The organism is Syntrophaceae bacterium, from assembly GCA_013177825.1.
Lineage (GTDB): Bacteria > Desulfobacterota > Syntrophia > Syntrophales > PHBD01 > PHBD01.
The window spans coordinates 174,773-193,030 of sequence record JABLXX010000005.1; the positions used below are offsets into that span (position 1 = coordinate 174,773).

Consider the following 18,258-nt stretch of genomic DNA (forward strand, 5'->3'; position numbering starts at 1 on the left):
GACCCTCCGGAGTGGATCAGGGCGCCAGCATCGCCCACACGATCAGCACCGTCAGGAGGAGACCCAGAAGCAGGCTTCCCAGGCCGAAGACGGCGGCAAACAGCTTCACGGCGATACCGGGGTGCTCCCGCTTGAGGCCTTCCAGTCTCTCTTCCGCCATCACCCGCTCATATTCCAGGGGACGCTGCTCCCTCATTTCATCAAGGGTATACGTGCCCGAGAAGATGAGACGATCCAGGGGAAACTTCGTCGGGATGAAGTGGGTGTTGAAAAAGTGGACCGTAAAGATGAACAGGGCCGCCAGAAGCGCTTCCTCGGAATGGACCAGGGTCGCAACGTTCAGGACCCAGCCGGGGACGATCCAGGATGACCACTCCGTCTTCCACAGGAGAAGGCCCGAGACGCCGATGGCGAACATGCCCCAGAAGACCGCCCAGAAGTCGAACTTCTCCCAGTAGGTCCAGCGCTCGAACTTCGGCATGGGCCCCCGATCGAAGAACCAGAGGAACATGTCCCGGATGTCCCGGATGTCCTTGAAGTTGGGAACCAGCGACTCGGGACCGAATATGCGGCCGACGAGGCCCTTCATACCCTGTCCTTTAGGGAAAAAGTAGATCAGGCCCTTGATCGCTACAATCGTGACCAGGACGATGAGAACGAAGGCCGCCAGCCGGTGGAAGAACCCGGCCACCTCGTTGCTTCCCCACAGTCCCAGCAGGAATTTCGACCAGAGAACGGAGGGATATTTGATGGGGAACCCCGTCAGGATGAGCGTGAAGAACGAAACAATCAGGATCACGTGCATCAGCCGCTCCCAGGGACGGAAGCGCTGGATCTGAACATGGCCGTCGGTTCCCGGGAAACACTGCTCCGGAAGGAGGCCTTCCTTTTCACGCCGGTGCTTCTCCCAGTATACCTTCCGCCACCACAGGAAGGTGTGGGTCCAGAAGAAGAGGAACACCCCTCCCAGGAGAATCTCCATGAAAATGAAGGCCCAGTAGAGGGCGGGGTAATTCTCCCGGTCGTGGTAGTCCGGGTGGGCGCTGTAGGAAACGAAACGGGGATGGAATCCCTGGTGGCAGGCGCCGCAGTTCTTCACGAGGTTGGCGGGATAGAGGCTGGAGCCGGGATCCGTCTTGGGAAGGATGTCGTGCCCCTTATGACAGTCGGCGCATCCTGCAACCTGGGACGGATAGCCGGCGCCGCGCACCTTGCCGTGATAGGTCTGCTCGTAATAGGCGACAATGTTCGGCCGGAGCTTGTTCCGCTTCACAAGATCCGCGTCGGTGTGGCATTTCACGCACCGTTCCGTGTAATGCGTCCGCGCTTCCTTCGGATATGCCCCCCCGGCCGTATGAAAAGCCCGAGTGTCGTGAAGCCCGTGGCAGTCGGCGCAGGAGGCGGCGTCCTCGTTGCCCTTCAGGACGGCCTCGGCATGCCCTGCGGTGACATATTCGTCCCGGCTGTGGCATCGCGTGCAGTCCTCGACGATGGCCTTTTTGACGCTTCCCTCCGTTTTCCGGAGCCCGTGGATCTCCCCATGGCAGTCGGCACACTGGAAATTTCCCCGGAGGAAATGAACGTTCTTCCCGAACGCCCGGGCCACTTCGCCGTGGCAGTCGCCGCAGGCCACAGGCTTCGGCTTCTCCTCACCCCTCATGTGGCGGCCCGCGTCGGTGATCCCCTGGTGGCAGCTCGTGCAGCTGTTCGCCCCGTGGGCGGAACCGGCATATCGGGATTGGAACGGCTCGCTGCTGTGGCAGCCGAGACAGGCGGAGGACGAGACCGAGGCGTAACCGGGGACCGTCGTGAGGATCCAGGCCAGGCATGCACCCGCCGCGAGCAGGAGAGCGCCATACCGACGCAGCCAGCGATATAATCGTTCCATCTTTCTACCTATCGGTTCTTCCTATCGTTTGCCCCGGGATTTCGATTCCTTTTCCAGAAACGCCTGCCACTGCCGCATCCCTCCGAAAAGGCGCACAGCATCGAGCCCCTTTCTCCGCAGATACGACGACGCGAGAAACGACCGCTCTCCGCAGTCGTCCACAACCAGAATCGGTTTGTCGAGGGGGATTTCCGGATAGCGCTCGTGAAGCTCCTCGAGGGGGATATTGAGGGCATCCCCGATATGGCCTTGCTTGTATGCATCGGTCATCCGGATGTCGAGGACCGTCAGGGGCCGTTTCTGCTCCAGCCAACCCTTGAGCACGGCTGGCCGGACCGCAGGCTGGGGCGTCCGGGGAATCCGCCCGGGCGACTCGATGGAGAACCCGGCCTCTTTCCAGGCAGCCAGGCCACCCTTGAGCACCAGGACCTTCGTGTAACCAAGGGGCCGCGCAGCCGCGAGATACGGATCCGCCTGGGGGCATTCCCGAATCACGCAGTAGAGAACCAGCGGGCGATTCCGGTCCGGCGCCAGCCGGGGAAGCAGCACCGCCGGATCCCCAACGGACGGACAGATCGAACCCGGAATCCGGCTGTCCAGGCACTCGATCCGGCTCATGACGTTCAGCACGGTGGCGCCGCCCTCCTCCAGGAGACGGTCCAGGGCCGCCGGGTCGATGGTCGCAGGACCCGCACCGGTGGCGTCTGCCGCCCAGGCGGATCCCGACAGGAGAAGCAGAAGAGCCACCAGGACAAGGCCGCCCGTTTTGAGGCCCCGGGAGACCTGCACGGCGAGCCGCCCGGAACGGAGAATCCGGTTATTCATGGGATGGAACACGGGTCAGCCCCCATTCGCTCATCTGGGGAACCGCATTGGGCTCCTTCAGGTTCGGGTAGTCGTCCTTGAGAAATCCCCTCGGATTCTTCATCTGCATCTTCGTGAAGAAAGGAGCCGCATCGTCGTGGCACTGGGTGCATCCCTTCGCTCCAAGCGTCTTCTTCTGCTTTAGGGGAGTGATGCCGTGCTCCACGGGATAGGATTTGACGGCACCGACCAGCGGCTCCGCTGCAATCCCGCTTCCCTCGGAACGGTAGACACGGTCGGAGATGAAGACCACGTTCCGGAATCCTCTCTTCTGCAGCACCTGGATCATCCCGAGGATGTCGGCATCCGACACGGCGGCGGGGAGGCGAACGTTCTTTCCGTCTCCGCCATTCACCGCCAGGGACGTCAGACCCTGAACCCCGCCTGCGGCCCGCTGCACATGCCGGAGCGGAATCGGACGGATCTCTCCGCTCTTCATTCGCTCACCGAACCACGTCTTTAACTTCGGCACGTGGGACAGGTATTTCTCACGGGACACCTCTCCCGCCCGGCCCCTGGTCTGCCAGGGAAGCCACGGCGTCCGGGCCTGCCGGCCATAGTCCGCCGGGACAAGGGCCAGAGCGAAGCCGTCCGCCGTGAAGCCCGCCTCCCGGCCGGTGCTCATATCGAGAAGTGCCAGACCCCGGGCGGGCCGTTCCGTTGCGTGACAGCCGGTGCATGCGACAAGGGAAAAGTGGAAGGATCCCCTGGGGAAGTTCCTCTCGTGGGCGCTTTGCGGATCCCTGGCCGCCGCGGGCATTCCGGGCCGGGAAGGCTTGTACTTCCTGTCGTAATGGCATCCGGCGCAGGTCTTCATGTCCCGCCCGTCCAGGTCGTTCCGCACCGCCACCGCCGGATTCCATCCCTTGGCAATCTGGTGCCGGAGGCGTTCGGCCCGGGACTTTCCGGCCAAGGGGTGGCAGTCGCTGCAGCGGAGGCCGGCTGCGGCGTGCACGTCATGGGGAGCGTCGTTGATCGTTCCGGTGTTCTTGGCGTCTCCCTCGCGGTGGCAGGCCAGGCAGTTGTCCCGCTGCACCGCCCGGGAAATGACGGATCCGCGAAGACGGCCGTCCTTTGTGAACAGGCTGCCGTCGGTCCAGGAATAGTCCACAACGGGCCGTTTCGTGAAGTTCCATGTCCCCCGGAGAAACGCCCGGGATTCCGATCCCGCTCCGGGAGCGGCATAAGTGAAGACGGCGCCGCTGACTTTCCCGAGGCCGCCGCCCGCCGTGGCGGCCCAGCGGTAATTCCGGCGGTTGATCTGCTCGATCCGTTCTTCGAACCGGTAGCCTTTCCGGTGGCAGATCAGGCAGTCCGCCTCCAGGACGCCGCTCTCCCGGAAATGGCTCCGGCCGTCCGGCGTCAGGTGGGAAGAGTAGTCGCCGTCGAGAGGGGCTTTCGCGGACCGCTCCGCCTCGATGTGGTTCGCAGTCAGGTTGCGGCGTCCGTCGGCCCGGCGTCCGTATTCGAGAGGACCGCCGCCGGGATGGCACCAGCCGCAGGCCACGGACTCGACGCCCGCTTTCTGGTTCCGTTTCCCGTAACCGCCGATCCAGTCGTACGTGGAGAGGTCTATTTCCCGGGCACTGCCGTTCGCCTTCCGGGCGACACGGCCGGCGGCGGCAAAGGGGGACCAGTTTCCGAACATGCCCGGGGAAAGGATCCAGGGCCGCTTTGGATCGTGGCGGTCGCTCATCTCATCGAAGCCCTGCTGGAAATGATAGCCCGACGTGATCACGTCGTAGTTGTGGCAGGCCCCGCAGGACTTCCTGGGGCTGTAAGGATCCGCCCGGTTCGAGAGCTGGGTGATCCGGTCGCCCTGCTCGTTCTTCAGCCAGACATCGGGATGGGCCCGGGCCGGCGCCGGGAGGACGATCACCAGCAGACAAAGCAGTAGGGCCGCGATGACGGGAGAGACATGGGGTGATTTCGTTTGCTTCATGATCCGGTCCCTACCGATTCAAACCGGAGAGCGCGGCACGGTCGGCCGGCTCCATGTCCATGGGGGAAGAAAAGCCATCCGCCCCTCCCGTCCGGAGGGGCGGATGGGAATTTGCACTCCTTTATTCAGCAGCCTGTCGAGTCGTCTTTTCCAGGCGGCTCAAACAGGGTTGAGACAACACTCCCGATGTCCCGAGCCATGGTTCATGCATCAAATGGCAAAGGATGACGGGAACACGGCACCCGGGCTTCCTGCGGAACCTACTAGGGCTCCATGGGTGCGGCCGAATCCTTTGCCCACTCCATGAAGGAGCCGTCATAGATCTTCACATCCCGGTAACCCAGCCAGGACGACATGACAAAGGCCCAGGACGTGCACGTCTTCCCGGTGTCGCAATAGAGGATGATCTCCCTGCCGGGATCCGTCCCGGCTGCTTTCGAGGCCAGGGCGGCGAGGGCATCCTTCGACTTGTAGAGTCCCTCCGGCGTGTAGAGAGCGCTCACGGGCAGGTTGACGGCTCCCTTGATGCGTCCCGTCTTCGGAACGAAGGGCAGCTTTTCCTTGCCTTCAAAGGCCGCCGGAGCGCGGACGTCGACGATCACGGCCTTTCCCAGCCTGTCTGCCACATAGGCCTTGGAAACGAACAGTCCCTTGTTCATCTTTCCCTTGAAAGGCCTGGCTTTGGGTCTGACCATGTCCTGGGAAAGAGCCTTCTTTTCCTTGACCCATTTCTCCTGGCCGCCGTCCAGGATCGCCACCTGGTCGACACCCATGTACTTCAGGGTCCAGGCCACGCGGGTCATGTCGAAGCGCGCCGGGGGAGGAGCCGTATTGCCGATCAGCACGACCCAGGAATCCGCAGCGATTCCCGCTCCGCCGATGGCGTCCGCCAGGTCGTCCGCCGGAGGCAACTCGTTCAGGAGATCCCCTTTCTTGATTGCCCAGGTCCCGTAAAAGACGTTCACCGCCCCTGGGATGTGGCCTGCCTTGTAATCCTCTACCTTCCGGACGTCTACCATGACCAGTTTCGCATTCCCCAGGTTCTTCTCCAGCCAGTCCGTGGAGACGACGGGATCCAGAACCTGCGCCCAGGCCGCCAGGGGCAGCAGCAGCGCTGCCATCACGACCGCCAACAGCATGCTCCTTCGCTTCATCGGTTATCCTCCTTGAATCGATTTTACCGCGTGATCGGCCTGATCGGACAGATCAGCCTGCTGTTCGCCGTGGAGCCGTCCCTGATGAGCTGTTCCCTGGTCAGGAATCCCGTTTTCTCCACATGGCAGGTATCGCAATTCCGGGTCCGGTCCGTCCGCTTCCGGATGTTGTGGACCGGGCTGTCCCAGTAGTTGGGAAGCGCATCGAAATGCTCCATTTTGATGCCTGCGGACGCGAATGTATCGCGCACGGCGGGAACCAGCCGCAGTGTCGTGAGGCTTTTTCCGTCCCTGGGATTGAGGCCCAGACGGAAACCGGCGGACGACTTGGAGCCGGGTCCGAGGTGGCAGCCGCTGCAGTCCCGGTACTGGCCCGAGGAGTGGCATCCGTAGCAGCTCACCTTGTCCTTGTGTCCCTCGTGGGCCGCCCGGACATAGAGCTTCGGACTCGTCATCTGCCTGTGGCAGCTGATGCAGGCAGGCCGGTCCTTCACCGCCTGCTTCGACTGATAGGCCGTACCGTCTCCGTGCATCTCCGCCTTCCGGTGGCAGTCCATGCACATCATGCCCTTCTGGTAATGCACGTCCGGGGAGCCTCCGAATTCTCCGGTAAACTCCGGGTACACGCGGCCGCCGTGGCAGAAGGCACAGGTTTTTCCCTCGTCCTTCTTGACGAACTTGTGTCCCCGGATCAGCCCCAGGCCGATGCCGGACACAGGCGGAGACTTGACATGGCAGTCTCCGCAGGAGGCATGGCAGCTCCGGCACGATTTTTCAAAGACCTTCTCCTCGAAGGCCTTGAATTCGGACGGCGAGAAACGGGGCCGGACACCCTCCCGCTGGCCCGCCGTGGTATAGTGGAGAGACTTGCCGTAGGTCTCCACGATCTTCTTGTGGCACATGGCACACTTCTGGAGATTGTCCGACGGCCTCCGGACCAGCCCCTTGTGGGCCTTGTCTTTGGAGACGATGCTGTCGTCACCCTGGTGGCAAAGCTTGCAGGGGAGCTTCAGGTGGACGTCCTTCCCGAGCAGGTCTTTGTCCACCACGTATCCTTTGTAATACTCATCCGCCTTGACCGGCGGAGGCGCCCCGGCTCACCCTTCCCCTTCGGCCCCCATTGCGGGAGGTTTCACCATGGCCTTCATGATCGATGCATTGGTATGACAGGTGACGCAGGAGCTGGTCTGAGCGGCGTCTGCGGCCAGGACCATGAGAAAAAAAAGCGGAAGGACGATTGGAAACGGTCTGAAAAGCCATCGCATGGCAGGACCCTCACGGTGGATTCACGACTTAGGGTGAATTTATAACAAACCGGTTCTCCCCTGTCAAACACCGTCAGAGAAAACGAAACAATTGTGCCCGGGAAAAGATGCGTCATGCTTTCGGGGTTCCTCCTCCCTTGAAAGTAGGGTGCAACCCTATTGTCCGCCGCCTCCGATTCGTGATTTCAGGAAACCATACCGGCGGCGTCCGGACAATCGGATGGACAAATTACCCGAACGCCGTCGCTTCAGGCTGCACAACCAAGTCCGGTTACGGGGCCTCGATATCCTGAGCCGGGCTTTGCGCCCTGCGGAACGACCACGAACGAAGGATGGGATCGACCCGTCGATCGGGCCTCGTTCAGCGGCCTGCGGAAACCCGCCGAGCGTTCAGCAATCCCGGCGGGAGTTGCCTGAGAGCGCACGATCGAACCCGAGGCTGCTCGTGCTATCATGCCGGTTGCCGCGGGTGAAGCCGGAGGAACCGAAAAAAAACTGCCATTGTTTTTTAAAATGTAGTATAAATTCCGCGCGTCAAGCGAGTCGGAACATCAAAGGCGGTTCCTGGTTTCTTTCGAAGCGTCCCTCGGGTTTTTATCGTCCATCACCCATTATAAACCTACCGAAGCGGCGTGATGCCGTTTCGTTTCGGGGATGAGTCATGTTCCGCTCGAACGGCCGTCCAGACCTTGCCCGTTGCCGCCCACACCCGCCGAAGTTTTTTCTGTTCCTTGCCTTTTTATTTGTCATCGGACCCCACGCAGCCACCGCCGCGGAGCTGATCCTCGGGAAGGACACGCCGATCCGGGTTTTTTTCAGTCCCCGGGGAGGCGCGGTCGCCGGGATCGTGCAGGCCCTGGCCGGGGCCCGTTCGCAGATCCTGGTCCAGGCCCACAGCCTCCTGAGCCCTCCCATTACCCGGTCACTCCTGGACGCCCGGGAGCGGGGCGTGAAGGTCTCCGTCATCCTCGACAAGTCGGAGCGGCAGGAAGGGATGACGCCGGCCGTACAACTGGCCAATGCCGGCGTTACGGTTTTCCTGGACGGGAAACACGCCGCCGCCAACGACCGGGTGATCGTCATCGACGGCCGCACGGTCATCACGGGATCCCTCAACTTCACGACCGTCTCGGATGAGATGAACGGAGAAAACCTCCTGATCATCGAATCCCCGGAGCTGGCTTCCCTGTACTCGGAAAACTGGAAAACACACCGGGCGCATTCGGACCCGTACTGACAAAGGAATGGCATTTCCCGACGGGGAACGGACATTCGGAAAGGAAGAAGGATGAACATCGCCAGGAGATGGAGATGGCTGCTTTACGGCCTTTTGCCGGTTCTCGCGACGTTCGGCATGGCTGTCGCCGGGGATTCGGACCGATCTCTTCCCGAACCGGACCGCTCATTTATCAGGCAGGCGGCGAAGGACAGCCTCTGGCAAATCTCCCTGGGGGCGCTTGCCCTGAAGCAGGCCGCCGGAGGAAACATCCGGCGGTACGGGGAAGACATGATCCGGGAGAATCAAAGGATTCAAGGCAACCTCATCTCCCTGGCACAGGGGAAAGGGATCTCCATCGAGATCATGCTGGATCCGCTGCAGAGCCAGACGCTGGAGTACCTCGCACGGGAGCGCGGGGCCGGCTTTGACCGCCAGTACATCAGCCTCATGATCGACGAGCAGGAAAGGAGCGGACGCCTCTACCGCAAAGAGTCCGACCATGGACAGGACCGGGAGACCCGGGCCTTCGCCGGGGACGTCCTGCCATGGATCGACGAACAACTGAAGCGGGCAAGGGAAATCCTGCTGGGAATCCCGCAGCCCTTTTTAAAATAGAAGATCTTTGTCAGCCATCCAATGAAAGGAGGCATATCGGAACGAATACAGGAAAAAAGCAGGCCGGCATTGGATCGGGCCGTCACGGCGCGGCTCCGCGCCGATTCATCGTGGGAATCGGGGGCGAGAAACCGGGCGCAAGATCGGCTCCATAGGGTTTGCGGACCCAAATCAACGTCTTTTCAAGGAGGTATTGAATGATGAAGCGTGAAGACACGGAAGCGGCAGCGACAAAGGGCGTGAGCAGGCGTTCGGTTCTCAAAGGCGCCGTAGCGATGGGAGCGGCGGCGGCCAGCGGCCTCGCCCTCAACATGGGGGTCCCCGGGACGGCGGAAGCCATGATCAAGAAACTCCCGACCAAGTGGGACGAGACATGGGACGTAGTCATTATCGGTTCCGGGTTCGCGGGACTGGCAGCGGCAGCCGAGGCGGCGGGAAAGGGCGCGAAGGTCGTCGTCCTGGAGAAGATGCCCACGTACGGTGGAAATTCCATCATCAACGGCGGCGTGTATGCCGCCTGGGACAGCGAGTTCCATTATCGCCAGAAACTGAACCTCGGGGACGACAGCCCGAAGCAGCACATCAACGACACGTTGAAGGGCGGCGACTACTACAGCATTCCTGAACTGGTGGAGGTCATGGCCAACGGCGCCGCGGGCGCCCTCAACTGGATGATCGACGAAGGCGGCGCCAAGATCCGCCCGACGGTCACCCGTGCCGGCGGCCACACGGCCTATCGGACCCATTCGGCCGTGGCCGGTGTGGGGCGCGAGTACACCGAGGCGCTTCGGAAGATCGCCGAGAAGCGAGGCGCCAAGACCGTTCTGAACTCCGAAGTCACCTGGATCTGGCGGAAAGATGCCGACCCGAAGAGCCCGGTCCTCGGCGTGGAGGTGAAACGGGGCCGGCGGACCCTCAACATCAAGGCCGCCAAGGCCCTCATCCTCGCCTCCGGCGGATTCAGCCGGGACATCAAGATGCGGATGGCCCACAATCCGCGGCTGGTGCCCGCCTTCGGCTGTACGAACCACCCGGGGGCGACTGGCGAGATGATTCGTTTCGCCCAGTCCATCGGCGCCGACACCCTGCAGATGAACTTCATTCAGCTCTATCCCTTCGCCGAGCCGGAGACGAGCATCCTCGACACACCGGCCGTGTATCCCTTCAACGGCCCGGGGTACGGCATCGTCTATGTGAACAAGCTGGGAAAGCGCTTCGTCAACGAGCTGGAGCGCCGGGACGTCTGCGCCTTCGCCCAGATCAACCTGGGAGCAAACATGAAGCCCACCTGGAGCATCTTCAACCACGCCATGATCCTCAAGATGGGCGGCTCCTACGAGGAAGTGGAAGCGGGCCTGAAGAAAGGCCGGTTCATCAAGGCCGATTCAATCGCCGAGATGGCCGGCAAGCTCGGCATTCCGGCGGACGCCCTGGTGAAGACCATCGAGGACCACAACCGTTATATCGAGCAGGGCAAGGATCCCGACTTCAACAAGCCCATCACGAAGGTCATGATCCCCCTGGTCGAGGGCCCCTTCTACTCCGTCTCCCAGTGGCCGGCGGTGCATCACTGCATGGGGGGCATCCGGATCAACCCGAACGCCCAGGTCATCGACGTCTTCGGCGCCGTGATCCCGAAGCTCTATGCGGCCGGCGAAGTCGCCGGCGGCGTCCACGGGTCGAACCGCCTGGGCAGCAATGCCATTCCCGATGCCGTGTCCTTCGGCCGCGTGGCGGGCACCAATGCCGCCAAGGAAAGGGCGTAAGCACCGTCCCCCTTGCCGGGGAGTCCGCGAAGGAGTTCCTCGCGGGCTCCCCTTTTCCAAGGAAGGTCACCCATGAAGAAGAGATATTTCCTTTTGTTCCTGTTGCCGGCGCTCCTGGCGGTTTTCTTCACGCTTCCCGGAGACAGGGCGGACGGAGCGGCACAGAAGGCGGGGGTCTCGTGCAGTTCCTGCCACGCCGACCTGAAGGCGGTCGTCTCCAAGACCCATCCCCCCGTGACGGGGAACAACCTGGCCGCCTGCCTCCAGTGCCACGCCCCCGACATGGGCGGCGAGGCGAAGAAGAATCCATTCTCCGTCAGGATCCACGCCGGTCACATTCCTCCGAAGGGCAGCCTCGACTGCCTGACCTGCCACACCTGGACGCCCGGCAAGAGCTTCGGTCTGGCCGGCATGAAGGAGAGCTGGGGCGCTCCGTCCAAGGAAGACATGGACCTGCTCAAGGAGATTTACGGCACGCTCGCCAAGGAGGAATTCACGGCCAAGCTCCATGCCAACAAGGGCGTGGCCTGTGCGAGCTGTCACGGCAAGGCGCTGCCCAAGCCGGATGACACGGTCGAAAACGCCCGCTGCCTGACCTGTCACGGTCCGCTGGAGAAACTGGCAAAGAAGACGGAGCCCAAGGACTTTGCGGACAGGAACCCCCACAAGTCCCACCTGGGGGAAATCGCGTGCACCGTCTGCCACAAGGCCCACGGTCCGTCCAAAGTGTACTGCCTCGACTGTCACACGAAATTCCAGATGAAGATCCCCGGGCAGGCAAAATGACTTTGTTCCGTCCGGGACGGCGGTTCGACTGCCGTTCCGGACGGATTCCTTCCCCGGTACCCTTTTTCCTCCGCGGACACAACCCGGACTCTCTCCACCCAAATCGGTGCCTCTCTTCGTAAAGTGCTCAACACCGGTTGAAAACCGCCGGGAGATTCCTTATGATGAAGCCATCTCACCGTCAATGGCAGGCACATGAAACCGACCTTCTCAACGGCCCGGACCGAAAACATCATCCTCGACTCCATCGCCGACGGCGTGTTCACGGTGGATCGGGACTTGCGGATCACCAGCTTCAACCGGGCGGCCGAGCAGATCACCGGGGTCTTGCGCAGGGACGCCGTCGGCCAGCCCTGCAAGGAGGTCCTGAAGGCGGACATCTGTGAAAAAACCTGCCTGCTGCGGCAGACGCAGGAAACGGGCCGGCCCATCGTCAACCGTACCGTCCGCATCATCACGGCCTCGGGGCGCCGGATCCCCATCAGCATCTCGACGGCCATCCTGAAAGACGAGGGCGGAAACGCCATCGGCGCCGTCGAGACGTTCCGCGACATCAGCGTGGAGGAAAACCTGCGGAAGAAGATCCGGGGGGGATACTCCTTCGAAGACATCCTGTCGAAGAATCCCCGAATGCACCAGCTGTTCGACATTCTCCCGGATGTGGCCATGAGCGGCAGCACCGTCCTCCTGGAGGGAGAGAGCGGCACGGGAAAGGAGATCTTCGCCCGGGCCATTCATAACCTGAGTTCCCGGAAAAACGGACCCTTTATCGCGGTCAACTGCGGCGCCCTTCCGGACACGCTCCTGGAATCGGAGCTCTTCGGGTACAAGGCGGGGGCGTTCACGGATGCGAAGCGGGACAAGCCCGGACGATTCCGGCGGGCGGAGAAGGGGACCCTCTTTCTGGACGAAGTCGGAGACATCTCCCCGGCGATGCAGGTCCGGCTGCTCCGGGTGCTCCAGGAAAAAGTGTATGAACCCCTTGGTTCCGTGGACCCTGTCCCGGCGGACGCCCGGATCATCGCCGCCACCAACCGGAGGCTCGAAGATCTGGTCCGCGAGGGGAAATTCCGGGAGGACCTCTATTACCGGATCAACGTCATCCGCCTGGTCCTGCCGCCCCTGCGGGAGCGCATGGAAGACCTTCCCCTCCTGGCCGACCATTTCATCCGCCAGATGAATGCCGTGCAGAACAAAGACATCCCGGGCATGTCCGACGAGGCAACGGCCTGCCTGATGTCCCACGGATTCCCGGGGAATATCCGGGAACTGGAAAACGTCATCGAGCGGTCTTTCATCCTCTGCAAATCGGGCCCGATCCTGCCTCAGCATCTGCCCGAGTTTCTCTGGGCGCGGGAGACGGAGGAATTGACCGGACTCCCCGCGGAGAACCTGTCCATCAAGCAAATGGAGGCCGTGTTCCTTACGAACGTTCTCCGCCGGAACGGATGGAGCCGCGTGAAGACGGCCAGGCAGCTCGGCATTCATAAAAGCACCCTTTTCCGGAAGATCCGGGCACTCGGGATACAGATCCCGGATCGCAGGGAATCGGACGGCACGGATGCATAAACGCGACTCCGGAACGCGTCCCCTATTCCGACGGATCAGCGTTTTCAGCCGATAAACCCTCTGATTCTTTCGACATAACAATCATGCGTATGTGCCGGCGATAATGGCACACCTTGTGTATGTCCATTTTTGGGGTATATTGCCCGGGAAAGGAGGAAGAACATGAAGCATTCATTTCTTCTGAAAAACCTGCTGCCGGTCCTGCTTTTTCTTGTCCTTTCCGTTCCGGCGGGGGCAAGGGAGATTGCGCCGATCGTCTCGGTCGACTGGCTTGACGCCAACCTGGACAACCCCCGGCTGATCGTGATCGACGTGCGAAAGGTCGAGCAGTACATGGAAGGCCACATCCCGAACGCCGTCAGCTCGTTCTACCGTGCCTGGGCCTTCCGGAAGGGGGAACTTTACTCCGAGATCCCGGAAGTGGACGACCTTCAGGAGATGGTCGGCGAGGCCGGAATCGGCACGGATTCCCTCGTGGTCGTCGCGGGCAGCGTCGCCACGCCCCGGGAAAGCTACCAGAGCGCCCGGGTGGCCTGTACCCTTCAGTACGCCGGGATTCCGAACGTGGCTCTCCTTGACGGGGGTATCGATGCATGGCTCCGGGGGAAGAAACGGCTCTCCACCTTACTCCGAAAGCCCGCGGCGAAACCCTTCACGGCGAAGCTCAAGCGGGATTTCATTGCCGACAAGGACTACGTGAAGGCCCGAATGGGAAAGGTCCTCCTCCTGGACGTCCGGGAACCCGAGATTTTCTCCGGCAAGAAGAAACTCGATTGCATTACCCGGGCCGGCCACATCCCGGGAGCCGTAAACATGCCCACTTCCTGCGCTTTTACCGAGGATGGCACCTTCAAGAGTCCGGCGATGCTCGCCGCCATTGCGGAGGCGGCCATCGGCAAGGATCTCTCCCGGGAGGTCGTTACCTACTGCGACGTGGGCCAGTGCTGTCCCACCTGGGCCTTCATCCTGAGAGAGCTCCTTGGTTATCACAGCGTCCGCATCTACGACGGCTCCACTCAGGAGTGGACTGCAGACCCCTCCGCACCGGTCGAGAAGTAAAGGGACGGCCCTTTATGGCAGGATGGCCGGCCGGATACGCCCGGCCGAGAGTCCAGCCTGGTTGCATTTATGCATCTCAGCGGGCACCTGACAGGCGCATAAGTGCGTCTATTTGGACAACCCCTTGCCTTGCATCCTCCTGCGCCGTCTCTTAAAACCTCATCATTCCATTATGTTATTACCTCATACCGCAATCTGGCACGCTTTCTGAAGAGATGCATGCGAGGAAAGTGCCATGAAGATCGCCGTACCGTTCTGGAACGGCCATGTCGCAACCGTCTTCGAGGCGGCCGACGAAATGGTCGTGATCGAAAACCTGCCCGGGGGGGACCGGGTTCAGCGGATGGAATTCCCGAAAGGCTCTTCTCCTCTTGAGCGGGCGGCTCATCTAAAATCCCTCGGGATTGACGTCCTGATCTGCGGCGCCCTTTCGAGACCCCTTGCGCACCGGGTCGAGGCGGCGGGCATCCGGCTGATCCCCTTTGTCCGGGGTCCCGTGGAAGAGGTGGTCAACGCTTTTCGCGAGGAAACACTGGACGGGGAGCGTTATCTTCTACCCGGATGCCGATCCGCATTCAGCAAAAGCGGAGCGCGATGCCGACGCCGACGCGGTCGAGCGGAGGCACCGGATTCATGATTGTCGCCTTTTCACACCTGTTTCGCTCTCGTTGCATCCTTCCTCCTCCGACCTCCCCCGCGCTATGGATGGCGGGGGAGGCCCCGCCGGACAGGACCGCAAGCATGCAGAACCGGAATCTTGGTTGACAAAACGGGCAGACAGAGGGAGCAAGGGAACAGGACGATCCGGGCGGAAAACGACCGCCGCGGGATTCAGAAAACGATTCAAACCTGAAGGAGGATATGGCGAGATGGAAGATTGCGGGGCAGGCGAAAAGAGGATCCCTGAAAAGAGGGAAGCCGATAACAGTGACGAACGGCTGCGGGAGCAGATGAGGCGGATCCGCCACAAGGTCATGGTCCTTTCGGGGAAGGGCGGCGTCGGGAAGAGCACCGTAGCCGCCAACATCGCCGTGGCCCTGGCCATGGAGGGGAAGATGGTGGGACTTCTGGACGTGGATTTTCACGGACCCAGCATTCCCAAGCTTCTTAATCTCGAAGGGCCGCCGCCGGTCTCGCAGGGCGCCAAGCTGTCACCGGCCGTCTACGGGGAAAGCCTCAAGGTCATCTCCCTCGGCTTCCTTCTGCCCGAAAAGGACTCGGCTGTCATCTGGCGCGGCCCGCTGAAAATGGGTGTCATCAAGCAGCTCCTGGCCGACGTTGACTGGGGCGACCTGGATTACCTGATCATCGATTTCCCTCCCGGCACCGGGGACGAACCCCTCTCGGTGGCGCAGCTCATTCCGGACAGCAACGGCGCTCTCATCGTCACGACCCCCCAGGACCTCTCCCTGTCGGACGTGCGCAAGTCCATCGATTTCTGCCGGAAGGTGAAGTTGCCCGTCCTGGGTGTGATCGAGAACATGAGCGGGTTTGTCTGCCCGAACTGCAAGACCGTCATCGACATCTTCAAGCGGGGGGGTGGGGAGAGCATGGCGCAATCCATGGGCGTCCCTTTCCTCGGCCGCATCCCCATTGATCCGCAGATCGTCGAGGCATCCGACAACGGCACGCCCTTCGTGTACCATCACAGCGGCACCGAAGCGGCGGCGGCGTTCCAGCCGATCGTCGGGATGCTTCTCGACCTGAAAGAAAAAACGAGGCTCCACTGAAGGAGCGGTACGGAAAGGAGTTTCCATGAAAACAAACGTAACCATCGCCATCCCCGTCAGCGGAGGCAGGCTCTGCGCCCACTTCGGCCATTGCGACACCTTTGTCCTTCTGGAGGCCGACCGGGACCGCCGAGTCGTTCTCCGCCGCACGGACCTCCAGGCGCCGCCCCACGAACCGGGCGTCCTCCCTGCCTGGCTGCAAGAGCAGGGCGCCGACCTGATCATCGCGGGCGGGATGGGGACCCGGGCTCAGAACCTGTTCGCGGCCCGGGGGATCCAGGTCATCGTGGGCGCTCCGGCGGATGAACCGGAACGGCTCGCAGAGGCCTGGCTGGCGGGAAACCTGGAAATGGGAATCAACACCTGCGACCATTGAGGAGGGCCACCGCTTCGAAACGATGATTCCATCCATGCGAGACCGGGGGCCAATCTTCCCGATCGCCGGGCATGTAGGCCACGGGACGGACTTTTCCGATCGGGTCCTCGATTACGGAACAAACCCCCGAAACTACGGCTCCCTGGACAACCCCGACGGGTATGCAAAATATACGGGGCCCTGCGGAGACACCGTGGAGATGTTTCTGCTCGCGGCCGACGGACGGGTCACCGGCGCTTCCTTCCGTACGGACGGCTGTACGCCGGCCCTGGCCTCTGCATCGGCCGTCACCGTCATGGCGACAGGCAAAACGATCCGGGAATGCGTGAGGATCGATCCGGAGGCCGTCCTGGCACATCTCGGAGGTCTGCCCGACGATTCGCGCCACTGCGCCCTCCTGGCCGTGAGGACCCTTCGAAGGGCCCTCAGGAACCTGGCGAAAGCCGGGAAACCCGACCGGCAGCCACCTCACCCATGATGACGAAAGAGGATTTTTCCGGAACGGTCCGGTCCATCCGGGAACGCCCGCGGGAAGACATCCCCGCCATATGGTGCAACCTGATCCGGTTTCGGGATCTCGTCTTTTTGCAGGGACAACTGTGGGTGGAAGAGAATCCGGCGGGCATCTATCGACCCCTTGCGGCCCTCGTCGATCCGCAGGATCCCGTCGAGCCGAAAGGATTCTGGCCTTCCATCTCGGCACATCCGGTCAAAGCGTCCGAGGAGACCCGCCTGGTCTCTTTCCTATCCGGCCAGGGCCCGAACGACGTGGAGCTGATCGTTCCGGAAAGGAACACCGCCCGCCTGATGGACTGGAACCGCTTCGACGAGGCCCCGGAATATCCGGTTTATCGAAACCAGATCCACCCGGCCGTCGTCGAGGCCGTGCAAGAGATCTGCGACACCATGCCGGCGCGGACAGGAAGTCTCTGCGCCGCTTACCTGTCGGGGTCGGAACGCTCGTCCCTGAAATCCGTGGAGAAGCTGCTCGATGTCGGGTGCGGCTGCGGAGACCTGATCGAGGCGCTTCTCGGCGGCAATCAGGCCGGTCCGGCGGACTGGAGGCTGTGCGGATGCGGAAACCTCTTCCGGGTCCCCGACTGCGGCCGGCCGGCGGCTCTCGACTGCCACGGCATCGACGCCAATCCGGACAATGTCGGGGAAGCGCAGCGCAGGCGTCTCGCAAACATCCACTTCGGCGACGGCGAAGACGTCACCGGATTGCCCGGGGACCTGATGTACGACATCATGATTTTTTGCGGTCTGCTCAATCGCCAGATCCTGTCCCGGGAAAAGGCGGAAAGGATTCTACGCAAATCCATGACGAGGCTTCGCAGATCGGGACACGTGATCATCACCGGTTATACGTCCTGCCACCTGACGGCGGACGACCTGTCCCGCATAGGGCTTGCGGTGCTCCGAAAATGCTTCCCCGGCTGCCTGTTCCTGGATTATAACGAGTACCATCTGCGGCAGTTTTACGTTGCCCGAAAGGATGCCTGACCCATGTCAGACCATTTCCTGTTCCGGCCCATCGGCATCATTCATTCGCCCTTTTCCAACCCTGCCGACATGCCCATCCAGCCGACCGGCGCAAAGGGTGTCCCGGGACGGGCGATCATCGAATCCGCCTACCGGGACGGGCTGAAGGACCTCGAAGGCTTCTCGCACATTCACCTGCTCTATGCCTTTCATCTCTCCGAAGGATACGCCCTCCACGTAAAGCCCTTCCTGGATGACCGGCTCCGCGGCGTCTTCGCGACACGGGCCCCCCGGCGACCCAACGCCATCGGCCTGTCGGTCGTCCGGCTGGTCCGGGTGGAGGGTAATGTTCTGCACATCGAAGATGTGGACGTGATCGACGGAACGCCGCTGTTGGACGTCAAGCCTTACGTACCGGCCTTCGACGTCCGGCCTGCGGAGCGGACGGGATGGCTGGCGTCCCGGGCGGAGGGAGCGGCCGACGTGCGGTCGGACCGGCGGTTTGCAGCACCGGATGAACGGGAGTCCCATTGACAGCAACAC

At 62.1% G+C, this 18,258-nt stretch carries 17 protein-coding genes; 12 read left to right on the forward strand and 5 right to left on the reverse strand.

Annotation, left to right across the window (positions count from 1 at the left end; genetic code table 11):
• Positions 1-16: 16 nt before the first annotated feature.
• The 5 genes from HPY65_11870 to HPY65_11890 all read right to left on the reverse strand — a co-directional run bounded on the left by HPY65_11870 (position 17) and on the right by HPY65_11890 (position 6,894).
• Positions 17-1,888: a cytochrome C gene (locus HPY65_11870; protein ID NPU85169.1), complete on the reverse strand. Its 1,872-nt coding sequence runs from the start codon at positions 1,886-1,888 to the stop codon at positions 17-19.
• A 21-nt stretch (positions 1,889-1,909) separates the two neighbouring features.
• Positions 1,910-2,713, reverse strand: coding sequence for a hypothetical protein (locus HPY65_11875; GenBank protein NPU85170.1), 804 nt, complete (start codon positions 2,711-2,713; stop codon positions 1,910-1,912).
• The gene (locus HPY65_11880; protein NPU85171.1) at positions 2,706-4,694 is read right to left on the reverse strand and encodes a hypothetical protein; all 1,989 of its coding nucleotides are present in this window, start codon (positions 4,692-4,694) and stop codon (positions 2,706-2,708) included. The genes HPY65_11875 and HPY65_11880 overlap by 8 nt, the downstream gene beginning before the upstream one ends.
• Positions 4,695-4,957: 263 nt before the next feature.
• Positions 4,958-5,848 (reverse strand): sulfurtransferase, encoded by an 891-nt coding sequence (locus tag HPY65_11885; protein NPU85172.1) that lies wholly within the window; start codon positions 5,846-5,848, stop codon positions 4,958-4,960.
• A gap of 23 nt (positions 5,849-5,871) precedes the next feature.
• Positions 5,872-6,894, reverse strand: a complete 1,023-nt coding sequence (locus HPY65_11890; GenBank protein ID NPU85173.1) for a hypothetical protein — start codon at positions 6,892-6,894, stop codon at positions 5,872-5,874.
• An 880-nt stretch (positions 6,895-7,774) separates the two neighbouring features.
• Here HPY65_11890 and HPY65_11895 point away from each other — a divergent pair.
• From HPY65_11895 to tsaA, 12 genes are all read left to right on the forward strand, one after another.
• Positions 7,775-8,350, forward strand: coding sequence for a phospholipase D family protein (locus tag HPY65_11895; GenBank protein ID NPU85174.1), 576 nt, complete (start codon positions 7,775-7,777; stop codon positions 8,348-8,350).
• 51 nt (positions 8,351-8,401) lie between these two features.
• Positions 8,402-8,947 (forward strand): DUF4142 domain-containing protein, encoded by a 546-nt coding sequence (locus HPY65_11900; GenBank protein ID NPU85175.1) that lies wholly within the window; start codon positions 8,402-8,404, stop codon positions 8,945-8,947.
• A gap of 200 nt (positions 8,948-9,147) precedes the next feature.
• Complete coding sequence (locus tag HPY65_11905; protein NPU85176.1) at positions 9,148-10,713, forward strand: flavocytochrome c; 1,566 nt, start codon at positions 9,148-9,150, stop codon at positions 10,711-10,713.
• Positions 10,714-10,785: 72 nt separating this feature from the next.
• Positions 10,786-11,499, forward strand: coding sequence for a hypothetical protein (locus tag HPY65_11910; protein ID NPU85177.1), 714 nt, complete (start codon positions 10,786-10,788; stop codon positions 11,497-11,499).
• Positions 11,500-11,694: 195 nt separating this feature from the next.
• Positions 11,695-13,068 carry a sigma 54-interacting transcriptional regulator gene (locus tag HPY65_11915; protein NPU85178.1) on the forward strand — a complete coding sequence of 458 codons (1,374 nt, stop codon included), beginning with the start codon at positions 11,695-11,697 and terminating at the stop codon, positions 13,066-13,068.
• A 162-nt stretch (positions 13,069-13,230) separates the two neighbouring features.
• On the forward strand, positions 13,231-14,127 hold the full coding sequence (locus tag HPY65_11920; GenBank protein ID NPU85179.1) for a sulfurtransferase: 897 nt from the start codon (positions 13,231-13,233) through the stop codon (positions 14,125-14,127).
• Between the two features lie 235 nt (positions 14,128-14,362).
• The gene (locus HPY65_11925) at positions 14,363-14,764 is read left to right on the forward strand and encodes a NifB/NifX family molybdenum-iron cluster-binding protein (GenBank protein NPU85180.1); all 402 of its coding nucleotides are present in this window, start codon (positions 14,363-14,365) and stop codon (positions 14,762-14,764) included.
• A gap of 232 nt (positions 14,765-14,996) precedes the next feature.
• Positions 14,997-15,857, forward strand: coding sequence for an Mrp/NBP35 family ATP-binding protein (locus HPY65_11930; protein NPU85181.1), 861 nt, complete (start codon positions 14,997-14,999; stop codon positions 15,855-15,857).
• A 25-nt stretch (positions 15,858-15,882) separates the two neighbouring features.
• Positions 15,883-16,233, forward strand: a complete 351-nt coding sequence (locus HPY65_11935; protein ID NPU85182.1) for an ATPase — start codon at positions 15,883-15,885, stop codon at positions 16,231-16,233.
• Positions 16,234-16,267: 34 nt separating this feature from the next.
• Complete coding sequence (locus HPY65_11940; GenBank protein NPU85183.1) at positions 16,268-16,711, forward strand: iron-sulfur cluster assembly scaffold protein; 444 nt, start codon at positions 16,268-16,270, stop codon at positions 16,709-16,711.
• Positions 16,708-17,736 carry a class I SAM-dependent methyltransferase gene (locus HPY65_11945; GenBank protein NPU85184.1) on the forward strand — a complete coding sequence of 343 codons (1,029 nt, stop codon included), beginning with the start codon at positions 16,708-16,710 and terminating at the stop codon, positions 17,734-17,736. Before HPY65_11940 ends, HPY65_11945 begins: the two co-directional genes overlap by 4 nt.
• A 3-nt stretch (positions 17,737-17,739) precedes the next feature.
• Positions 17,740-18,249 carry a tRNA (N6-threonylcarbamoyladenosine(37)-N6)-methyltransferase TrmO gene (tsaA, locus tag HPY65_11950; GenBank protein ID NPU85185.1) on the forward strand — a complete coding sequence of 170 codons (510 nt, stop codon included), beginning with the start codon at positions 17,740-17,742 and terminating at the stop codon, positions 18,247-18,249.
• Positions 18,250-18,258 lie beyond the last annotated feature (9 nt).

Excerpts from the sequence above, each read along its gene's own strand:
- HPY65_11870 (NPU85169.1), bottom strand. The coding sequence starts at position 1,888 with ATGGAACGATTATATCGCTGGCTGCGTCGGTATGGCGCTCTCCTGCTC.
- HPY65_11875 (NPU85170.1), bottom strand. The coding sequence starts at position 2,713 with ATGAATAACCGGATTCTCCGTTCCGGGCGGCTCGCCGTGCAGGTCTCC.
- HPY65_11880 (NPU85171.1), bottom strand. The coding sequence starts at position 4,694 with ATGAAGCAAACGAAATCACCCCATGTCTCTCCCGTCATCGCGGCCCTA.
- HPY65_11885 (NPU85172.1), bottom strand. The coding sequence starts at position 5,848 with ATGAAGCGAAGGAGCATGCTGTTGGCGGTCGTGATGGCAGCGCTGCTG.
- HPY65_11895 (NPU85174.1), top strand. The coding sequence starts at position 7,775 with ATGTTCCGCTCGAACGGCCGTCCAGACCTTGCCCGTTGCCGCCCACAC.
- HPY65_11900 (NPU85175.1), top strand. The coding sequence starts at position 8,402 with ATGAACATCGCCAGGAGATGGAGATGGCTGCTTTACGGCCTTTTGCCG.
- HPY65_11905 (NPU85176.1), top strand. The coding sequence starts at position 9,148 with ATGAAGCGTGAAGACACGGAAGCGGCAGCGACAAAGGGCGTGAGCAGG.
- HPY65_11910 (NPU85177.1), top strand. The coding sequence starts at position 10,786 with ATGAAGAAGAGATATTTCCTTTTGTTCCTGTTGCCGGCGCTCCTGGCG.
- HPY65_11915 (NPU85178.1), top strand. The coding sequence starts at position 11,695 with ATGAAACCGACCTTCTCAACGGCCCGGACCGAAAACATCATCCTCGAC.
- HPY65_11920 (NPU85179.1), top strand. The coding sequence starts at position 13,231 with ATGAAGCATTCATTTCTTCTGAAAAACCTGCTGCCGGTCCTGCTTTTT.
- HPY65_11925 (NPU85180.1), top strand. The coding sequence starts at position 14,363 with ATGAAGATCGCCGTACCGTTCTGGAACGGCCATGTCGCAACCGTCTTC.
- HPY65_11930 (NPU85181.1), top strand. The coding sequence starts at position 14,997 with ATGGAAGATTGCGGGGCAGGCGAAAAGAGGATCCCTGAAAAGAGGGAA.
- HPY65_11935 (NPU85182.1), top strand. The coding sequence starts at position 15,883 with ATGAAAACAAACGTAACCATCGCCATCCCCGTCAGCGGAGGCAGGCTC.
- HPY65_11940 (NPU85183.1), top strand. The coding sequence starts at position 16,268 with ATGCGAGACCGGGGGCCAATCTTCCCGATCGCCGGGCATGTAGGCCAC.
- HPY65_11945 (NPU85184.1), top strand. The coding sequence starts at position 16,708 with ATGATGACGAAAGAGGATTTTTCCGGAACGGTCCGGTCCATCCGGGAA.
- tsaA (NPU85185.1), top strand. The coding sequence starts at position 17,740 with ATGTCAGACCATTTCCTGTTCCGGCCCATCGGCATCATTCATTCGCCC.